This window comes from Staphylococcus sp. GDY8P57P, from assembly GCF_017892585.1.
GTDB lineage: Bacteria > Bacillota > Bacilli > Staphylococcales > Staphylococcaceae > Staphylococcus > Staphylococcus borealis.
The window spans coordinates 13623-31029 of sequence record NZ_JAESLK010000030.1 but is presented as its reverse complement, the minus strand read 5'-3'; the positions used below and the strand labels follow the sequence as shown (position 1 = coordinate 31029).

Genomic DNA, 17407 nt, shown 5'->3' with positions numbered 1-17407 from the left:
GGTCTCTTCAGATCTACGGATTTTCGCCATGCCACGAAATTAGCATCATGCTAGCAAGTTAAGCGAACACTGACATGATAAATTAGTGGTTAGCTATATTTTTTTACTTTGCAACAGAACCTTCATTAGTTTATCAAGTCTACGACTAGGAAGAACATACACTCTGAAATTAAATGATATAATATAAATACTATTTTATATTGGTAAGCAAGGAGTTTATTAATGAAATTAAAAAAAATTAGTAATACTGATACTTTTGAAATATCTGGAACATTAATTATATCTGATTTTAAGGAAGCTGGAATTTTAAAAAGTGATGGTAGTAATTATCAATTATTATTTAATACTGATATGGATTATGAAGAAAGAATAAACCAATGCCAATTTATTACTGCAAAAGGAGAAACATTGTATCTTAGAAACGGTATTTTATCGAGGCATACTATAAATTTTCCAGGAAGTAACGAATATGAGTATTTATTCACTCAAATTTGGGTATCTATTTCTCATACAGAGATTCCTAAAACTTTTGATAGCATAAGTGTTAAATTTAGTGATCTAAAAGAAAATATAAATCACATACCATTTGATATTAAAAGGGATCAAACAAATAATGAACATACTATTTCTATCGATAAAGCTAATCTAAAGAAAGAAATAATTTCATTGAATGAAGTTCGTCTTTCTTCAGCTTGTAAAATAAATCGTAAAAGAACTAGATTTAACGAAATCACCTTTCAATATGAGAATTCACTAAAACTTGAGTATAAAAACAATTTAACTAGTGATAAATGTATTTCAGATGCCCTTAATATTGCTTACATTTTTAGCTTTATAACTAATGAAAAACATAAAATTGAAAGTATCATATTGTATTCTAAAAAAGAAGCTTTTAGGGTTTTTGTAGATTTACCATTCAATTTTAAGGAGCACCATAAAACAAAAATTACGTACGTTACAAAAGATTTCCTTAATAAATATTTATCAAATATTTATTCTTTTTTTTATAATAATCATGATTCGTTTCAAGATATATTTTCAAATTATATTAAGTTAATGTATACGCCAAAATTTATTGAACATTATCTAGTTGACTTATTAAAAATAAATGAAGGTTTGCATAGAAGGCTCGTATCAAATCAGCAAATCATTTTAATAGATAGATATAAAGATTTATTTCACTCATTAGATAACGAGTTACAAAATTATTTAAAAAGCATTGTTAATTATGACGAAAAGTTACATGATTATTTGAAGGATTATAGACATTATTATTCTCATTATTTTCCACCATCAGAAAAACCTACATATCAAAAAGATAATATATTTAATATCTCCAATTTTGTTCTTCAACTTCATAAATCTTTTATAATGTTTAAGATAGGCATTCCCTCTAGTGAAATAGTATCTTTATTAAAGATCACTCACTAGTTAGTAATCAATAAACTATTTTGCATTCCTCTACTAACCAGTGTTATAATTTAGATAACAAGAGCTTCGTGCATTATATGCACCAACCCCCTCACTATTGCGAGTAGTGAGGGGGTTTTTAGGTGTTGGCTAATATCGCCTATTTTTTCTTATTGTTACGTGTACGTAGCCAATGCGTAAATAACGCAACAATACAACCACTGATGACTGTGGTCGTGATGTGAACAAGAGCTTCGACCATCTGATATGCACCTCCTCTCTGCGTCTAAATTGACGCCTGAGAGATAGGCGACCTGTATATTATATCATCTGTACTAGATGAGTTACATATAACTTCCGATAAGTCATTTTATGTTATATCTTTGCTTATTTTATAGTATCAAGACAAGAAGAAACTCGTTTCACTCGTTTCAAAAACCCTCCTGACTTTTAGAGAAAAACTCTCTTATTTCATCGTCTTTAATAAAATAATATGCCATCTTTCCCTTTTTATAAAAATCAAGCACATCATTTTTATATAAAAGTCTTAAATGATGTGAAGTTGAAGCAACACTCATTTTCAATATCAAAGAAATATCACAAACACACAACTCATCTTCTTTAATCAAAGATAATATAATTTTCAATTTCTTCTCATCACAAATCTTTTCTAAAATGTTAAGTAATTTCTTAGATTTATCATCTTCTAAAAAACTTAAGGCATTGTTAACTTTATCCTCATGTACACAGATCACATCACAAGCATTTTTATAGCTCATATAAAATCACACCCTAAATTAAAATATAAATCCTAAAATTGTTTGAATAGTGTCATTTTCTATAATGATAAATAAACCTAAAGCTATATAAATAACAGCCATAATCCAACGACCAAATTTCTCAACAATTTCTCCAACTCCTGGAATATTAGCTAATTTTTGTGCAGTAAATACCAAGACGAAAATTAAAATTAAAAAGACAAACAAAGTAATTAATAAATTAGTAACACTTAATGTCACAAAATAGGGAACAAATACACCAATATTATCAGCGCCACAACTTGCTATCGTAATAATTGCAATCGTACCAACTAGTTTAGACAATCCTTTTTCATTCAATTCTTTTTTAGCTCTCTCTTCTCCATAAATAGCCACTTTAATTCCTAAATAAATCGGTATTAACCCTAATAATCCTAATATCCATTTTTCAGGAACATAATTTAAGACAAAGGCAAAGAATAAACTTATGACAATCAATGTCACAGATCCTACATATTGACCAATATAAATATCGCGATATTCTTTCCTAGTCTTTGCTCTAGCAAAGAACATTAATAAAATCACTAATAAGTCTAATGCTGTCACAATATAAAGAATAGCAGCAGTTACAATAGTCTGAATCATAATTACACCTCATTCAAAAATATTTTTGAATATATTATAACTTATTTTTTTTAATAATCATAGGTGCTTTATTCCAATTGCTTTATTGACGTTGAGCCTCGGAACTTTTAACAAACTCAAAAAATAGTCGAATGGTTGGCATATAATCATGAATTTTAAATGTTTTCTTTAAACCAAAGATAATATGGAATCAATATGTTCACTCCTTTGGTATATTCGCTGATATTTTATGCGTGCCTTGAGTGGAGATTTTTTGAGTGGCTTTTTCAAAAAATACTACCCGTCCCTTGATGATTTCCAAACGGTTTTCAAGTGCCCCTTGCTGAGATGGCAGGAGGTTTGTTTAAATTCAAATGTTCTTATTTTGAATTTTAAGGGGGTATTTTAAAGAATTAGGTATAAATCATATAGTTTTTAACCTAAAAACATACATAAGCTCTTAAAACGCAAATATGAGCCAAATAAAGATATTGATTTGGAGCGTTCCCATGAAAATATTACGCTCAAAAATTGTGAAACCAAAAAATAAGCATAGGTCAGATATTCAATCTCCCGTTGATGAAACGGCAAAATATCCAATAAAAGATACAGATTATATGACAGATGATGAGGAAAAAGCAGATGAGGAAGCTTTTAGTATTATTGCTTTCTGGAATTGGGAACGTAGGAATTATTTTATTAAAAAATAGTTCAATAATCGGGCCATTTTGCGGTACAATGAATTGCCTTCTGCTACTAATATTAAAAACACTTTTTTGGGATACTAATACCTCATATGGTATAATTGTAAAACAAGAAAGAAGGAAAGGACTGACAAATTGTATGGGTATAGGAAATATGATGGGCGGAATGGGGTTCATTGGCATGATTTTTTGGATTATCATTCTTGGCTTGTTATTTTATGGTGTATATATATTAATTGCAAAAGCTTCAGAAAAACCAAAAGGTGTAAGATCAGATGATTCTTTACAAATTTTAAAGGAAAGGCTGGCCAAAGGGGAAATTAATGAAGATGAATATGAAAAATTAAAGAAAGTGTTAAAAAAAGATTAGGGATACTTTGAATGAAAGGGGAAATAAGCGATGAAAAAGAAGTTACCTTTAGTGCTGTCGTTTGTACTAGCTGGTTTAATCGTCATTGGACAAACTGGTTTTACCCAAGGTTCTGATTATGACCAGAGAATGGATAATATGATAAATGCATGCACGAACTTCATGCAGTCCTTTGATGATAACAAAGAAAATAAGTAGTAAAGTATATAAAAACACAATAACTACAAGGCACTGAACCCTTAAAATGGGAACTTAATAAAAACACTATGTTCTAGGCTGCTAATTCTCTGTATTTTACAGGGGATAAGTAGCCTAGTTTTTGTTTAATTTGTTTTGTTGTTTCCATATGTTCCATCATCATTTGTTGCATCTGCTGCATTTGCTCCATATTCATTTCGGGCATGTTCATTTCAGAACGTCCCATGTAGTAATAAGGGTAAAATCAATGTACTACATTGGGATAAACTTCTTATTACTAAAAAAGGAGCTTTGTATCATTTCAACAGCCTACTATCTTCTTATTTATTAGATAAACTTATTCTCATATAACAAGTAAAGTACTAACCACAATAATTTCAATGACTTATTTTGTTTGATTAGGGCGTAGTTAAAATAGACAAAAAATTTTTATTATAAGACTTATATTTAGTATCAATTTGTTTGTTATAATTGTTAAAAATAATACTAGGAGAAGATAACATGAGGTACTTTGCAGATACTTTAAATATTGAACAGTTTAGAAAATTAAAAAATGAAAGCATTTCTTTATCGAAAAAAATTAATGTTTTTTCTGGACAAAATGGAGTAGGTAAATCGAATCTTATGTCATTAATAGCTACAACATTCGGAAAAAGTAAGCAAAGAATTGGAAGTGGTAACTTTCAACCAGAGTTTTATGAATATTTTACTATTCCTAAAGATGAAAATTATAATGATTATAAAACTTATATAAAAATTGTAACTGATAGCCAAGATGAAGATTTTATTCAAAAAAGACACGGGTATAAAAACGATTCTAAAAGTGATCGTGGTATTAGAATAATACCTCGAGCAACAAACTATTATAGTAGCGACTTAACCATTAAAGATGTGAGTAAAAATACCAAAGAAAAATATTCTATTGGTCCTTCTGGTAGAATTCCAATACCAACTATTTTCTTAAGTTTATCAAGATTATATCCTGTTGGTGAGACAAACCTATCTAGTAAAAATATTACTCATAAAAACAAACTTTTCCAGAATCACTCTGTAAATAAATTTATAGAGTGGTATAACTGGGTTTTACCTGAATCCATCTCTTCTAATAAGACAAAAGCCACAATTTTAAATAAAGAAAAAATAGAAAGTGATGGAATATACGTTTCACCTGAAAATACTACAGAATCGACTCAGTCAGTCGGTCAAGATAATCTTAGAAGTATAATAAATGCACTTGTTGACTTTTACAATATTAAAATGAAAGAGAATGAGCATTACTCAGGAGGAATTCTTTGTATTGATGAAATAGATGCTTCATTACATCCAAGTGCACAAAAACGTCTCTTTTCTTTGTTAAATACTTTAAGTGGAGAGTTAGATTTACAAATATTTTTAACAACCCATTCTCTTACAATACTTAAACAGATAATTAATTTAAAAAAAACCAATCCTGAAGATTATAACTTAATCTACTTAATAGACCCTATAGAACCTAGAATAGTAAATATAGATTCTTATAAAGAATTAAAAGCAGACCTATTTGACAAAGAACTTGTATACCAACCTGATGTAAAATTCTATTGTGAAGATGAATACACAGAGTTTCTTTTCAAAGAATTAATACGAGCTTATAAATGCTTATTTCCTGATAAAACTAGTCAAGAAAATTATAATATAATACCAGTTCATTTGGGAGCAGATCATTTAATTAATTTGCCAAAACATGACAATCATTTCTACAAAGTAGGTATTATACTTGATGGAGATGCTAGAACAAATAAAAAATATTTACTTAATGACTATATAAATCATAAACATAAAATAGAAGGATTAAATACAAAAAAAACCAATAATAATCACTTAATGTTTTTACCTACTTTTTTAGCTCCTGAATCGTATATGTATTTTATTATTTCAGAGCTTTTTCATGATTCAAAATTTGATTCTTTTTGGACAGATATTTTAAATATACCAGAAACAAGATATTACACTAAAAGTAGAGTTCAATCAAAAATTCTTTCAAAAATAAAAATAAATGACACTACCTCTAATGAAGAGATAAAAAATGCTAATATAACAAAAATAATGAAAGACTTTATAACAAAAACACAAGCACTAGCTAATTATTATAAAATAAATAATAATGAGTTAATAGAATTCTTTAATAAAAAAAATGAAATCGTTACAAGCATTTCAAATAGTATAAAATCTAATTATTAAGGAGATATAGATCTTTTGAAGAATCATACACCTTTAAGATACCCTGGTGGCAAAAGTAAAACTTACTATTATATAAAAGAACTTATATATATTAATAATTGTAGAACTTATATAGAACCTTATGCCGGTGGTGCTGGAGTGGCAATAGCATTACTTTTAAATGGAGATATAGATAAAATTATGCTGAATGATTATGATAAAGCCATTTATGCGGTTTGGTACTCTATTTTAAATCATACAGATGAGTTAATAAAATTAATTAAAAATACAAATATAACTATAGAGGAATGGAATAAGCAAAAAAATGTCTATTCTCAAAAAGAAAAAATAGTGGACTTATTAAAGTTGGGTTTTGCTACACTATTTCTAAATAGAACAAATCGATCAGGTATATTGAAAGCGGGTGTAATAGGTGGAAAAAAACAGAATGGAAAATATAAACTAGATTGCAGGTTTAATAAAGAAGATATATGTAATAAAATAAGAAGAATTTCTAAATTTAAAAATAAAATAAAAATTTACAATTTAGATGCAGAAATTTTTATAAAAAATTCTATTACAAAAACTAAAAATAGTTTTACATTTTTTGACCCGCCATATTATAAAAAAGGCCCCGAATTATATACAAACTTTTATAGATACCAAAATCATAAAAGCCTTTCAAAAACTATAGATAGGTTTATGAAAGATAAATGTTGGATATTAACGTATGATAATTGTCATGAAATTTATGATATGTACAGTCATTTGGATTTCCAATTTTATTATATTAATTACTCTATATCAACACCAACTAAAGGATTAGAGTATATGTTTTATTCACCTAACTTAAAAAAAGGAAATATATCGAAATATTTAAACATACCGTTAAATAATTTATGAGAGGGCTATTATATAACTTTGCCTTTCTCTACTAACCAGTGTTATAATATGATTAACAAGAATTCTAGCGTGAATACGCTAATCCCCTCACTATTGCCGTAGTGAGGGGATTTTTTAAGTGTGGCTATAGTCGCCTATTTATCGTTGCGATTACGTAGCCAATGCGTAAATAACGTAACAATACAACCACTGATGACTGTGGTCGTGATGTGAATAAGAATTTCTAGCATGAATAACACCCCTTCTCAGCGTCTAAATTTGACGCCTGAGAGATAGGCGACTCTATTATTAAACCACTGTGAATATACAAGCATATCTACTTCCGATAAGTTGAATTAAGTAAGTTAATTTACCCTATCAAACTTTTGCTTCCACGATTGATGTGGTGAATCTAAATTATTCTATATAAAGATATAATTTTAAAATATCCAATAAGTTAAAAATATAAGACTAGCACTTTTATTAATGAGCAGAGGCTGGGACATAATTCCTAACAAAATAGCCAGTAAATGAGTTTATTATAAATTCATTTACTGGCTTCTTTATTTACGATACTACGTATTATTGGCTCGCTTTCTTAGGGGACAGCTTCAGCCTGTAGTCTTCAGCTTGTTCTGTTCCCTCAAGAGTCTCGCCAAAATACTTTGTATTTATATGTAATTTTACATTGAAATACTTTAAAAAAATAAGGCACTTTCGTATAATTTAATAAATGTCACTAAACTAAATTAACGAGGCGCCCTATGTATAAAGATTATAACATGACTCAACTTACTCTACCATTGGAAACTTCAGTTCTTATCCCCACAAATGATATTTCACGACATGCCAATGATATTGTAGAAACCATTCCTAAAACTGAATTCGATGAATTCAGACATCATCGTGGTGCAACCTCATACCATCCAAAAATGATGTTAAAAGTCATTCTATATGCCTACACACAATCTGTGTTTTCAGGACGTAAGATAGAAAAATGACTTAATGATAGCATTCGGATGATGTGGCTATCACAAAATCAAAAGCCTTCTTATAAAACGATTAATCGATTTAGAGTCAATCCAAACGTAGATGCTTTATTAGAATCATTATTTATTCAATTTCATAGTCAGTGTTTGAAACAACATCTTATAGATGATCAGGCCATTTTTATTGATGGTACGAAAGTTGAGGCGAATGCCAATCGATATACATTTGTATGGAAAAAGAGTATTCAAAACCATGAGACAAAGATGAATAAAGATTCTAAAGCACTCTATCATGAATGGGTAAAAAATAAAATCATACCTGAGATTAAAAAAGATCACGATAATGACTTAACAAAGGAAGAAATAGATTTGATTGGTAGTCATTTGGATAAAGACATCGAAGATTTAAATCAACATATCGATAATGAAAAATGTACTAAAACAAGAAAACAAATACGGCTCAAAAGAACTAAAATTAAACAATACAAAAAGAAAATTAATGAGTACTCTGAGCGAAAACATAGATACGACGTCCAAAAATCTATTTTAAAGGATAGAAATAATTATTCTAAAACAGACCATGATGCCACATTTATGAGAATGAAAGAAAATCATATAAAAAATGGACAACTCAAGCTAGGGTACTATTTACAAATAGCGACAAATTCTCAAATTGTTTTATCTTATAATGTGTATCAAAATCCGACTGATACAAGAACGATGATACCATTTTTTAATTCAATTCAAGAGACCTACGGTCATTTACCTGAATATATTGTAGCTGATGTAGGTTATGGTAGCGAACCCAATTATATAGCAACTATAGATGATTTTAATCGAATACCACTTATAACCTACGATATGTTTATAAAAGATAAAACTAAAAAATATAAAAGCGACATCTTTAACACTCAAAATTGGGATTATGACGAAATTAACGATGAATATATTTGTCCAAACGATAAGCGATTGGGTTTTAAAAGATATGCCTATCGCCATGATAAATATGGATTTAAGAGAGACTTCAAATTATATGAATGTGATGATTGTTCAGAATGTCCTCTAAAACACCAATGCATGAAATACAATTCAAAAACGAATAAAAAAATAATGAAAAATTATAATTGGGAATATTTTAAAGCCTAAATTAATAAAAAGCTTTCAGAACCAAAAATAAAAACCATCTACAGTCAAAGAAAAATTGATGTGGAGCCTGTTTTTGGATTTATGAAGGCTATTTTGGGTTTCACTCGAATGTCCGTTCGAGGGATAAATAAAGACAAAAGAGAACTAGGATTTGTGCTAATGACACTTAATATAAGAAAAGTAACAGCTCAACGAGCTGAAAATAATCAAAAAAATTATAAAAAAGACAATTTCTATATTATTTCAATAGAAATTGTCTTTTTTCACTTATCCAGAAACTTTATGTCCCGGACTCTGCTCTTTTTATTTTATACATAATAATCATTCATCAAGTCAACAGTAGTAGATAATTCTTTGCCATATTTTTTTATATAATTAAGTATATTCGTAATATAAGCATCTTCAAGCTCAATTTTTTTTGGAATTTCTTTTAAGCAATGTGACTTATCATATATTATATGGCAATGATAAGTCAATAACACCATATTTTAAGGTGGTGGGATCTTTATAGACGAAGTAATTCAATTGCATACGCTCTATAAATTGATAAAAAGTGCCAAATGACATTAGCCAATTTCGTGTTGGTTCTTGGTCATAAGCTTTCTGTAGTTTTAAATGAGCTGTATTTTCATAAAATAGTTTAATATCAAATAGAGTATAATCGATTCTATCTTTTAATAAAATTCCTCTTAGTTGATTAAGAGAGTTTTTTTGTACAGGAAAAGCTAAATGGCCCATTTTGTTTCCTCTAATAAGTTCTAAGTCATCTAACCATTTTTTATCACCTTTTCTATATTGGAAAAGTGGTTTCCATCCGATAAGAGCATCTAGGCTACATTTTTGATGATTAATACTAAGATAATAAGACTCTTTGATGTATTGTGATTCTTGCATTTCGTTATAGAAATCTTGCATTTCAGCTGCAAGAGCTTTATCAAAGCCATCAGGATCTACATATATAGATTCAATTAGAGATTTAAGTTTACGGAAAGAATTATCTCTCTTTAATTTATTATTTTTACGATAATATTCTGCGTCTTCTTTTATTATTTTCCAAAAATCGCTCTCGTATAACAAATTTATTAAATTAATATTATTTTGATACACATATTGTTTCATTAATCGATCTCTACCTTTTAATAGTACAATTGCTTGATAATATAATACTAGTTAATAGTGAATTTACTACATATTTCTTCATGTGAAAACTAATAATTTAATTGTACAATATTTTTAAATTTAAAAGTAATATTTCCTAAGTCAAATATTAATCAAAAAAATAAAGATAAGAGCATCCCTCACCACAAAAGTGAAGGATGCTTTGATTTTAATGTACATTTCATTTTGTTAAATAGTGATTAATAATATCTTGAAAATCATTGTTAAGTACCGTTGTTATAGAGTCATCATTCATAAAATCGTTATAAATCTTATTAAGAATTTCTTCATCTTCGATAGCTGTGAAATGATGCACTAATCCTTTTACAATTGAAGTGTAATTATGTGATGCTAAACAACTAGCAACTGTTCGCCAATCTGATTGTTTAGTTTCACGGTTCATAGATAATCCTCCCTTATTTCAATGTCCATTTTTGTCTCGCTTTAGGGTTGAGTGGGTGCATGATTTCATTCGTTATTGGATTAATGAGCTTTTTTACTTTCTTTTTATGAGGTTTTAACATTTCCATCACTTGTTCAACACGTTTTTCGACACCAGGACGTTTAGCATAAGCACCATAAGCTAGGATAATTTTTTCACTTTCAGATACTGCTTTCATAATATGAATATCTGTATGCTTATCATAGGGTTCTTTTATATGCTTAAGATTTTCAGGTGTTTTAATGTTCGAAAATAAATTAACAAGATAAACTGAACCATAATCGTTTTCAGATGATAATTGATTTAGAATTAGTACAGTTGTTAAGTCAAGAGATAATATTCCATCTAAATGAGGATACATCGTTATCACTGTACAAGTTGGCAATTTTCTATCCCATGTTTTTTTAAGTAAATAACGATGTTTTTCATCGTCACTGAAGATAGCTTTAGTTTCTATAGTACTTGTAATTGCGTTCATACTCGTCTCTCCTTTTTAGTATTCTTCTGGCAAAAGCATCACATAATAAAAAGCGTCTATATCATCTTCACGAATGACGTAGACTTTCTTAGGTAATGCATTTTGATTTTTTACATAGTTTGTATAGTGATATTCCAATTTGTAGGCGGGTTGTTCTTGTTCATGTGTGACTGAGAGCATATTATTATCTTCTTGCAATCTAAAAATGTGTAAGTAGTCTGTCTGAGGTTGATTCTCTCTTTCTTTTACCATATTCCAAAGTAATATTTGAAGGTCTAGAGAAAGTTGTTCGCTAATGCCTCTTGTAATATATCGATTGATTTTCATATTATTTTACCTCATTCTGAATTTCTTTCATGATGATAATCGCTTGGCTAATAATCGTAACAGATATTTGTGCCACTTTGATCCAATTATTCATGACAATTACCTCCTTGTTTTAGTAAATGACGATCATCGATAAGTGTGTTTTTAGTATCAGTGAGGTACAGAAAATCCATATCAAAATGATCTAAATAACCAATACTGATGAGTTGGTTGTTTGCATACATCAGAAATGGATAGATACTTAATTCGTGTAGCTCATTATTATAGTAGGTATAAGTTTCAAGTGTAAGATGCGCAAGGGGAGAATTATCAACGAAACGAGCAGGAAGTATATTTTCTGCTGCTTCATCTAGTGTTTCACATTCCCATTCCTCTTTATTAGATAATCGAAATAAGTGAGTCATATATTGTTTGAGTTCCTGAGTCATTGTTTTCATCATATAACCTCCAAGATATTTATAATGTGATGTAGTTGATGAGCTACATCATTGAGATAATATATATTTGAAGGGTGACTTGTTACGTTAGAAATAGTGACAGAAGTGACGATAGTGATATAGAAAAAAATGGTTTATAGACTAAATTCGAGGAAGAATGTTTCAGAATATATTTGAGATAAAAAAGAAGACGAACAATTGAGTAATTGTTCGTCTGGATTAATATTATTTAATAAGGTTGCTACGATATCTTTGTTGAATTTAAAAGTAATGTAAAACTGCTTTTTATTACCTTTATCTGCTTCAACATAGATATGATCGATGACTAAGTGATAAATATTTTTTAAAGAAGTTTTATTTGTGCTTTCTAGATTTTTAAATAAAACAGCAAAAATATCAATCACTGTATTTGTATCTATTTTTGGATGTTCCACTAGTTGTTTACGTTCTAGGTGTGTAATACTGTTTTCTAATTCGCGTATTTGTTGAGTATATTTAAGTAACGCTGGCTGAATTGATTCGATAATGTTGCTATCTTGTTCAGTAGCTTCAATTAAGTTATCGTATTTAGATCGCAACTCTTCTATTTGGAATTGTTTATTAGCAATTTCATGTTTAATTTGGGTAGTATCTGGTGTTCTTTTTGAGTTAACAGCATTGACCACTTTTTGAATTAAATCAGGTTTACGAATCAAATTCTTAATATTTTGAAATACATAGTCTTCTATGAAATCAGCACGAATATTTGGAGCTTCTTTACAATCAGAGCCTTTTTGTTTACGTGTTCGGCAGATATAGTAACGAAAACGGCGTTTACTCCCATCCTTAAGCGTATTTACAGTATTTGAAATGACGTAGTTCGCATTACAACTTTTACATTTTAACAAACCAGTAAGAAGGTTGTCTGTTTTGTTATTACCACGTTTATAACATTTTCTTGCTTTATGTTGCGCTTGAACTTTATTCCATAGTTCTTGAGACACAATGGCTTCATGCTTGCCTTCAGTAATAATAGGTTTATCATTATATCCTTTACGACCTTTTTTCTTCCAGTCAACATATTGATTATAAACAACTAAGCCACGATATACTTTATTTTTAAGAATATAAGATATAGAATCTTTGGAATGTGGCTTACCTAATTTTGTGACTTCATGTTTGTCATTTAATGTTTTAGCAATTGCAGTGTAATTCATGCCCTGACTATACATTTGATATATCTCTTTTACAATCCTACTTTCATGTTGATTAATAATTAAGTTACCATCAATACGATCATAGCCATAAGGTGTTTGGCCACCAACGGATTTTCCTTCGTTAGCCTTATTAGAAGAAGCGAGACGAATATTATCTTTTAATATAGCACGCTCGTATTCACCAAGAGACCCCATGATATTCAGCATTAATTTATGCATATCACTGTCTATACCAAGGTGTTCACTTACTGAATAAAAAGATACATTGTTTTTTTCACATTCTTCAACAATTTGAAGTATGTCCTTCATACTTCGACCGAGACGAGAAAGTTTCCACACGACTATTTTATCAAACTTATTCATTTTTAAATCTTTAAGCATTTGTTGTAAAGCGGGTCGGTTATTCATTTCGGCACCACTTATCCCGTTATCTATATAAGGAGATGTCATTTCATAATCATGTAATGTACAATACTTTTCTACTTCAGCAAGTTGAGCGGCAATAGAATAATTATCAACCTGTTTCAAAGAACTTACTCTAGCATAAGCGGCTACTCTAATTTTATTTGTGACTGTGTTCATTTTATCAAACCCTTATTTATTAATATTTTAACTATTTATCAAACTTTGAAAGTGGGAAGCGTATCAATATGTGAGTAATAATTCAGTTGTGATTGTTCTAAACTTGGATAATCTGAAATGTGACCCCACACTATGATGGGTATATTAGTAACGATTCCATATTTTATGTCGTTAATTAAGTGATCTACAGTAGTGTAAGCTTTAGTAACTTTAATATTTAAATTTTGACACTCTTCTTTTAACATATCGATATTATCGTCAGGCATTAGTTGTCTTTCATCTATTTCATTTTCATGAGCTAAAATAAGTACTTCACTTGGTTTTTGATACAACATTTATATCATCCTTTTCTTTTAATAGGTTAATTGGGTAGTCTTTTAGAAAGACACCTGTGATATTTTTATCTTGATCTACGGTTACTCGAGTAATCATTTCAGTTAGTTGGTCAAGATACAGTGTATAATTATTTAAAATATTTTTTGTGATTTTGTGAACGTTTATATCAGAATTAGATTGTTGATAGTAGTTCATTTTATATTGCCAGATTTCCAACTCGTTGATTTTCATTTTATAGTCCTCAATGCTGATTTGTTTTTTAGACAATTCTTCAATAAGGGTAGCTTTACTAAAATTAGGCTTACTTCGATGAATTTTAGTAGCCAATCTCTTTTGAACCATAGATTCTAAACATTGTAGTGTAGGCTTAGTTAGAATATTATCTTCAATAATGTCAATCGTTTGTTGATCTATCTCGGAGGCTACAAGATATCCCATATCACACTTTTTATAACCTACATTTTCATTCAGAGGACAAATGTAATACGTAATAGGATACGTCATATGCTTTCTCTTCATACGTATGGGTGTCATTGTCGTACCACAAATACATTTGATTTTCTTACGAAGTAAAACCATAGGGTGTTGATGTTTTAGTGTTTGTTTAGAAACGCGTATCGTTTCAGCTTGATGAAATATTGTCTCATCGATAATAGGTTTAAAGTTTCCTTTATATTCACCAAATTGATTGCGTATTAGACCAGCATACTTTGCATTAGTAAGAATACGCTTAACCTGTTTAGGTGTTCTATTAAATAATTCAATGTGATTATTAAGTGCTTGGGATATTTTTTTATAGCCCCAACCTTGTTGAATATATGAGTTAAAAACAAATTTAATTGTTGCAACCTTAGTTGGATCGATATCGAAGGATTTATTCTTATATATATAACCAAATGGCGCGTTTGTACCTAATAATTGATGATTCTTAGCTTTCAGTGCATTAGCTGAATTGACGTTTTCTGAGATAATTTTACTTTCTGTTTCACCAAGAATTGCTAAAAACCTTATCTTGAAAGCTTGAGTTTTATCAGATAAATCAAACTGACCATCACATAACGAGGTAATTAAAACTTGGTGCGTTTCACATAATTCCTGGAATTCTAAAAAATCATGGTAATTTCGATTCAAACGATTGATACGAAAAACAATAATATGTTGGCATTCATTGTTTCGTATCATATCTAACATAGACTGATAGCCATCACGTGTAGTAGTACGACCACTTTTTACATCGCTTAGAAATGTAACATCTTGAAGATGATGTTTATTTGTATAGGCTTGGATTGCTTTTATTTGAGATTTAACAGAATTTTCTATCTTCTTTTTATCTATGGATTGACGTGCATAACCAATAATTTTATCCATTGTAGGGCCTCCTTTCCAATATGATAATATACATTTAAATTTACATTTAATGAGCTCTAACTCCTTCTAAGAGAGTTAGAGCGACAATTTTATTCAGACTGTTCGTCGAGATATTCAATTATAATATCCGCTAACATATTTATAAGTTCTTCCACTTTTATCACCTTTCTTAGTTAGTTATTTTTAACGTCACTATCATCACTACTGTCACTTTTGAACTTAATACCTTTAACGACTGTTTTACCAGAAGATTTAGTTTTAGTATAATTAATACCTAGTTTTTGCATTTCAACACTAAATTCACGCCAGAATGCAATAGGTGATAATAAATGAGTTACATTATAGTTATGCATCTCTGACCACGATTTGAAAGTGGCTATCAATTCGTTGCCCAATATATTACTATTATTAGAATTAATGTCTAAGCAATTTCTTATGAAGTCCATCATAGGTGAAATTTCATTAAAATATTTTTGCTTAATTACATTCATACTTTTAGAAGTTGTAAATTGATAATCGTTTTGATCTAAGCGACGTAACCCGTCTAAAGCCCAATTCAATATACCTGATAACTCTTTTTCAAGCTGCTGAGGTAAATTTTTATTTTGCGAACTTAGAGGTATCGGTTTAGTCATGGGTAAGATTAGAAGTCTACGTTGGAGTCCATTGCTTTTATCTTTAAGTACTGGTAAGTCATTTAATAGGAATATCATTTTAGCAGAGATTACAGTTTCGATTTCTTTAAGTCCTTTGCGATTAACCGTTATTTTTTCACCAGCTGTAATAGCTTTGAGTTTATCTGTACTAAATTCAGTGTTTGATGATTCAGTAGCTAAATTAAGTTTTTTGTGTAATAAAGGCTCAAGTCCAAAACTTTGATTGAAGTTGCTCAATGAAATGGCAGTCGTGTTAGGTATACCAACAATATGTTCTAATAAACCAAATAATGTCGATTTACCTTCTCCTCCCTGGCTATATACTAACAAGAAAACATTAGCTTTAAACTCTTTGGAGAGTACATAGCCAAACCACTCTTGGACAAATGCAATATCATCGTTATCATCAAACCACTCACGCAAAGACTGTTGAAATACTGGGGCTTTAGCGTCTGGATTATATTCTACATGTGATTTAATGGTTGAAAGGTGTAAGGGCGATGTAGGCTCTATTTGTAATGTATTATAATTAAAAGCACCATTTTCTAAAGTAAGTGCTCTCTGATTGAAATCTCTAGGATCATAGACCTTAATACGTCGCTTAATTTGGTCTAATAAAGCAGTTTCAAGATTTTTCGACCAACTTGTCTCTAACGTGTAACAAAGTTCATAGATAAACCTTTGCAAGGGAAGATCAGTGTTTTCCCACACGCCTTTTTCATAATTGTAAATCTTCACTTTATTTGGGTCATCGGAAGTACTAGCAATGTTAAAACAAGCATCGATGAATTTTGCCGTTCTTCCTTTTTTTATAAATGTTTCTCCCTTTTGCGTTTCGTAAGACAGAAACTCTTTTAATACATTTCGAATATTTTGATTAAAATTACAGCTTTTTTGTGATAATTCCTTTTTCGGAATTGATGGTACATCGATGCATTGGTTTGCATGATACATGTAAAATGGCTTATTTAAGGTATGGCGCAATATCCATTCCCGATCTTGACCATTAAGGTCTGATAAATGATAAATAGGAGAAGACGCAGTAGTAGCGTCTTCCAATTTGTTAATTAAGGTGGTTTTATCTGGTTGTTGCTTGATAAATGGATTAACAATGTTTAAATTTTCAGTTGACTTTACGTTAATCAAG

20 protein-coding genes and 1 pseudogene are annotated in these 17407 nt (G+C 29.6%); 7 read left to right on the top strand and 14 right to left on the bottom strand.

Going from position 1 to position 17407, the window contains the following annotated elements; translation table 11 throughout:
- Positions 1 to 222: 222 nt before the first annotated feature.
- Complete coding sequence (locus KA878_RS10160) at positions 223 to 1431, top strand: ApeA N-terminal domain 1-containing protein (RefSeq protein ID WP_193839807.1); 1209 nt, start codon at positions 223 to 225, stop codon at positions 1429 to 1431.
- 139 nt (positions 1432 to 1570) lie between these two features.
- On the opposite strand, the gene KA878_RS10155 is transcribed toward KA878_RS10160, so the two are convergent.
- The 3 genes from KA878_RS10155 to KA878_RS10145 all read right to left on the bottom strand — a co-directional run bounded on the left by KA878_RS10155 (position 1571) and on the right by KA878_RS10145 (position 2813).
- Positions 1571 to 1672: a type I toxin-antitoxin system Fst family toxin gene (locus KA878_RS10155; RefSeq protein WP_000228874.1), complete on the bottom strand. Its 102-nt coding sequence runs from the start codon at positions 1670 to 1672 to the stop codon at positions 1571 to 1573.
- Positions 1673 to 1841: 169 nt separating this feature from the next.
- Positions 1842 to 2189, bottom strand: coding sequence for an ArsR/SmtB family transcription factor (locus tag KA878_RS10150; protein WP_193839806.1), 348 nt, complete (start codon positions 2187 to 2189; stop codon positions 1842 to 1844).
- Between the two features lie 18 nt (positions 2190 to 2207).
- On the bottom strand, positions 2208 to 2813 hold the full coding sequence (locus KA878_RS10145) for a CadD family cadmium resistance transporter (RefSeq protein WP_210142155.1): 606 nt from the start codon (positions 2811 to 2813) through the stop codon (positions 2208 to 2210).
- A gap of 488 nt (positions 2814 to 3301) precedes the next feature.
- Between KA878_RS10145 and KA878_RS14365 the strand changes: the two genes are divergently transcribed.
- Genes KA878_RS14365 through KA878_RS10130 form a run of 3 tightly spaced genes read left to right on the top strand, consistent with a single transcriptional unit; the run spans position 3302 to position 4064 of the window.
- On the top strand, positions 3302 to 3502 hold the full coding sequence (locus tag KA878_RS14365; protein WP_193839805.1) for a hypothetical protein: 201 nt from the start codon (positions 3302 to 3304) through the stop codon (positions 3500 to 3502).
- Positions 3435 to 3866 carry an SHOCT domain-containing protein gene (locus tag KA878_RS14690; protein ID WP_228481696.1) on the top strand — a complete coding sequence of 144 codons (432 nt, stop codon included), beginning with the start codon at positions 3435 to 3437 and terminating at the stop codon, positions 3864 to 3866. The genes KA878_RS14365 and KA878_RS14690 overlap by 68 nt, the downstream gene beginning before the upstream one ends.
- Before the next feature lie 30 nt (positions 3867 to 3896).
- A complete protein-coding gene (locus KA878_RS10130) occupies positions 3897 to 4064 on the top strand; it encodes a hypothetical protein (protein ID WP_162837505.1) in 168 nt (55 codons plus the stop codon).
- Between the two features lie 73 nt (positions 4065 to 4137).
- Here the strand turns inward: KA878_RS10130 and KA878_RS10125 are convergent, their stop codons facing one another.
- Positions 4138 to 4275 (bottom strand): hypothetical protein, encoded by a 138-nt coding sequence (locus tag KA878_RS10125; RefSeq protein ID WP_021459086.1) that lies wholly within the window; start codon positions 4273 to 4275, stop codon positions 4138 to 4140.
- Between the two features lie 290 nt (positions 4276 to 4565).
- Between KA878_RS10125 and KA878_RS10120 the strand changes: the two genes are divergently transcribed.
- Together KA878_RS10120 and KA878_RS10115 are read left to right on the top strand one after the other, a co-directional pair.
- Positions 4566 to 6284, top strand: a complete 1719-nt coding sequence (locus tag KA878_RS10120) for an ATP-dependent nuclease (protein ID WP_193839804.1) — start codon at positions 4566 to 4568, stop codon at positions 6282 to 6284.
- Positions 6285 to 6299: 15 nt separating this feature from the next.
- On the top strand, positions 6300 to 7166 hold the full coding sequence (locus KA878_RS10115) for a DNA adenine methylase (protein ID WP_193839803.1): 867 nt from the start codon (positions 6300 to 6302) through the stop codon (positions 7164 to 7166).
- A gap of 134 nt (positions 7167 to 7300) precedes the next feature.
- Here KA878_RS10115 and KA878_RS10110 read toward each other — a convergent pair whose 3' ends face one another.
- Positions 7301 to 7396 carry a type I toxin-antitoxin system Fst family toxin gene (locus tag KA878_RS10110; RefSeq protein WP_193839802.1) on the bottom strand — a complete coding sequence of 32 codons (96 nt, stop codon included), beginning with the start codon at positions 7394 to 7396 and terminating at the stop codon, positions 7301 to 7303.
- A gap of 513 nt (positions 7397 to 7909) precedes the next feature.
- Here KA878_RS10110 and KA878_RS10105 point away from each other — a divergent pair.
- Positions 7910 to 9598 (top strand): annotated as a pseudogene (locus tag KA878_RS10105) (IS1182 family transposase).
- Positions 9599 to 9727: 129 nt separating this feature from the next.
- On the opposite strand, the gene KA878_RS10100 reads toward KA878_RS10105, so the two are convergent.
- From KA878_RS10100 to KA878_RS10060, 9 genes are all read right to left on the bottom strand, one after another.
- Complete coding sequence (locus tag KA878_RS10100; RefSeq protein ID WP_228480700.1) at positions 9728 to 10399, bottom strand: DUF6994 family protein; 672 nt, start codon at positions 10397 to 10399, stop codon at positions 9728 to 9730.
- A gap of 220 nt (positions 10400 to 10619) precedes the next feature.
- Complete coding sequence (locus tag KA878_RS10095; RefSeq protein ID WP_031884145.1) at positions 10620 to 10841, bottom strand: hypothetical protein; 222 nt, start codon at positions 10839 to 10841, stop codon at positions 10620 to 10622.
- Positions 10842 to 10854: 13 nt separating this feature from the next.
- The gene (locus KA878_RS10090) at positions 10855 to 11358 is read right to left on the bottom strand and encodes a DUF1643 domain-containing protein (RefSeq protein WP_193839801.1); all 504 of its coding nucleotides are present in this window, start codon (positions 11356 to 11358) and stop codon (positions 10855 to 10857) included.
- A 15-nt stretch (positions 11359 to 11373) separates the two neighbouring features.
- The gene (locus KA878_RS10085) at positions 11374 to 11685 is read right to left on the bottom strand and encodes a DUF960 family protein (protein WP_031884143.1); all 312 of its coding nucleotides are present in this window, start codon (positions 11683 to 11685) and stop codon (positions 11374 to 11376) included.
- A gap of 86 nt (positions 11686 to 11771) precedes the next feature.
- Positions 11772 to 12122, bottom strand: a complete 351-nt coding sequence (locus KA878_RS10080; protein ID WP_193839800.1) for an SAUGI family uracil-DNA glycosylase inhibitor — start codon at positions 12120 to 12122, stop codon at positions 11772 to 11774.
- A 134-nt stretch (positions 12123 to 12256) separates the two neighbouring features.
- Positions 12257 to 13900, bottom strand: coding sequence for a recombinase family protein (locus KA878_RS10075; protein ID WP_193839799.1), 1644 nt, complete (start codon positions 13898 to 13900; stop codon positions 12257 to 12259).
- A gap of 38 nt (positions 13901 to 13938) precedes the next feature.
- A complete protein-coding gene (locus tag KA878_RS10070; protein ID WP_174841444.1) occupies positions 13939 to 14235 on the bottom strand; it encodes a hypothetical protein in 297 nt (98 codons plus the stop codon).
- Positions 14213 to 15604, bottom strand: a complete 1392-nt coding sequence (locus tag KA878_RS10065; protein ID WP_193839798.1) for a recombinase family protein — start codon at positions 15602 to 15604, stop codon at positions 14213 to 14215. The genes KA878_RS10070 and KA878_RS10065 overlap by 23 nt, the downstream gene beginning before the upstream one ends.
- A 173-nt stretch (positions 15605 to 15777) precedes the next feature.
- A complete protein-coding gene (locus KA878_RS10060) occupies positions 15778 to 17406 on the bottom strand; it encodes a DNA primase family protein (protein ID WP_193839797.1) in 1629 nt (542 codons plus the stop codon).
- Position 17407 lies beyond the last annotated feature (1 nt).

Bases quoted from the DNA above. Each gene is read 5' to 3' on its own strand.
- KA878_RS10160 (WP_193839807.1), top strand. From the start codon at position 223: ATGAAATTAAAAAAAATTAGTAATACTGATACTTTTGAAATATCTGGA.
- KA878_RS10155 (WP_000228874.1), bottom strand. From the start codon at position 1,672: ATGGTCGAAGCTCTTGTTCACATCACGACCACAGTCATCAGTGGTTGT.
- KA878_RS10150 (WP_193839806.1), bottom strand. From the start codon at position 2,189: ATGAGCTATAAAAATGCTTGTGATGTGATCTGTGTACATGAGGATAAA.
- KA878_RS10145 (WP_210142155.1), bottom strand. From the start codon at position 2,813: ATGATTCAGACTATTGTAACTGCTGCTATTCTTTATATTGTGACAGCA.
- KA878_RS14365 (WP_193839805.1), top strand. From the start codon at position 3,302: ATGAAAATATTACGCTCAAAAATTGTGAAACCAAAAAATAAGCATAGG.
- KA878_RS14690 (WP_228481696.1), top strand. From the start codon at position 3,435: ATGAGGAAGCTTTTAGTATTATTGCTTTCTGGAATTGGGAACGTAGGA.
- KA878_RS10130 (WP_162837505.1), top strand. From the start codon at position 3,897: ATGAAAAAGAAGTTACCTTTAGTGCTGTCGTTTGTACTAGCTGGTTTA.
- KA878_RS10125 (WP_021459086.1), bottom strand. From the start codon at position 4,275: ATGAACATGCCCGAAATGAATATGGAGCAAATGCAGCAGATGCAACAA.
- KA878_RS10120 (WP_193839804.1), top strand. From the start codon at position 4,566: ATGAGGTACTTTGCAGATACTTTAAATATTGAACAGTTTAGAAAATTA.
- KA878_RS10110 (WP_193839802.1), bottom strand. From the start codon at position 7,396: ATGCTAGAAATTCTTATTCACATCACGACCACAGTCATCAGTGGTTGT.
- KA878_RS10100 (WP_228480700.1), bottom strand. From the start codon at position 10,399: ATGAAACAATATGTGTATCAAAATAATATTAATTTAATAAATTTGTTA.
- KA878_RS10095 (WP_031884145.1), bottom strand. From the start codon at position 10,841: ATGAACCGTGAAACTAAACAATCAGATTGGCGAACAGTTGCTAGTTGT.
- KA878_RS10090 (WP_193839801.1), bottom strand. From the start codon at position 11,358: ATGAACGCAATTACAAGTACTATAGAAACTAAAGCTATCTTCAGTGAC.
- KA878_RS10085 (WP_031884143.1), bottom strand. From the start codon at position 11,685: ATGAAAATCAATCGATATATTACAAGAGGCATTAGCGAACAACTTTCT.
- KA878_RS10080 (WP_193839800.1), bottom strand. From the start codon at position 12,122: ATGAAAACAATGACTCAGGAACTCAAACAATATATGACTCACTTATTT.
- KA878_RS10075 (WP_193839799.1), bottom strand. From the start codon at position 13,900: ATGAACACAGTCACAAATAAAATTAGAGTAGCCGCTTATGCTAGAGTA.
- KA878_RS10070 (WP_174841444.1), bottom strand. From the start codon at position 14,235: ATGTTGTATCAAAAACCAAGTGAAGTACTTATTTTAGCTCATGAAAAT.
- KA878_RS10065 (WP_193839798.1), bottom strand. From the start codon at position 15,604: ATGGATAAAATTATTGGTTATGCACGTCAATCCATAGATAAAAAGAAG.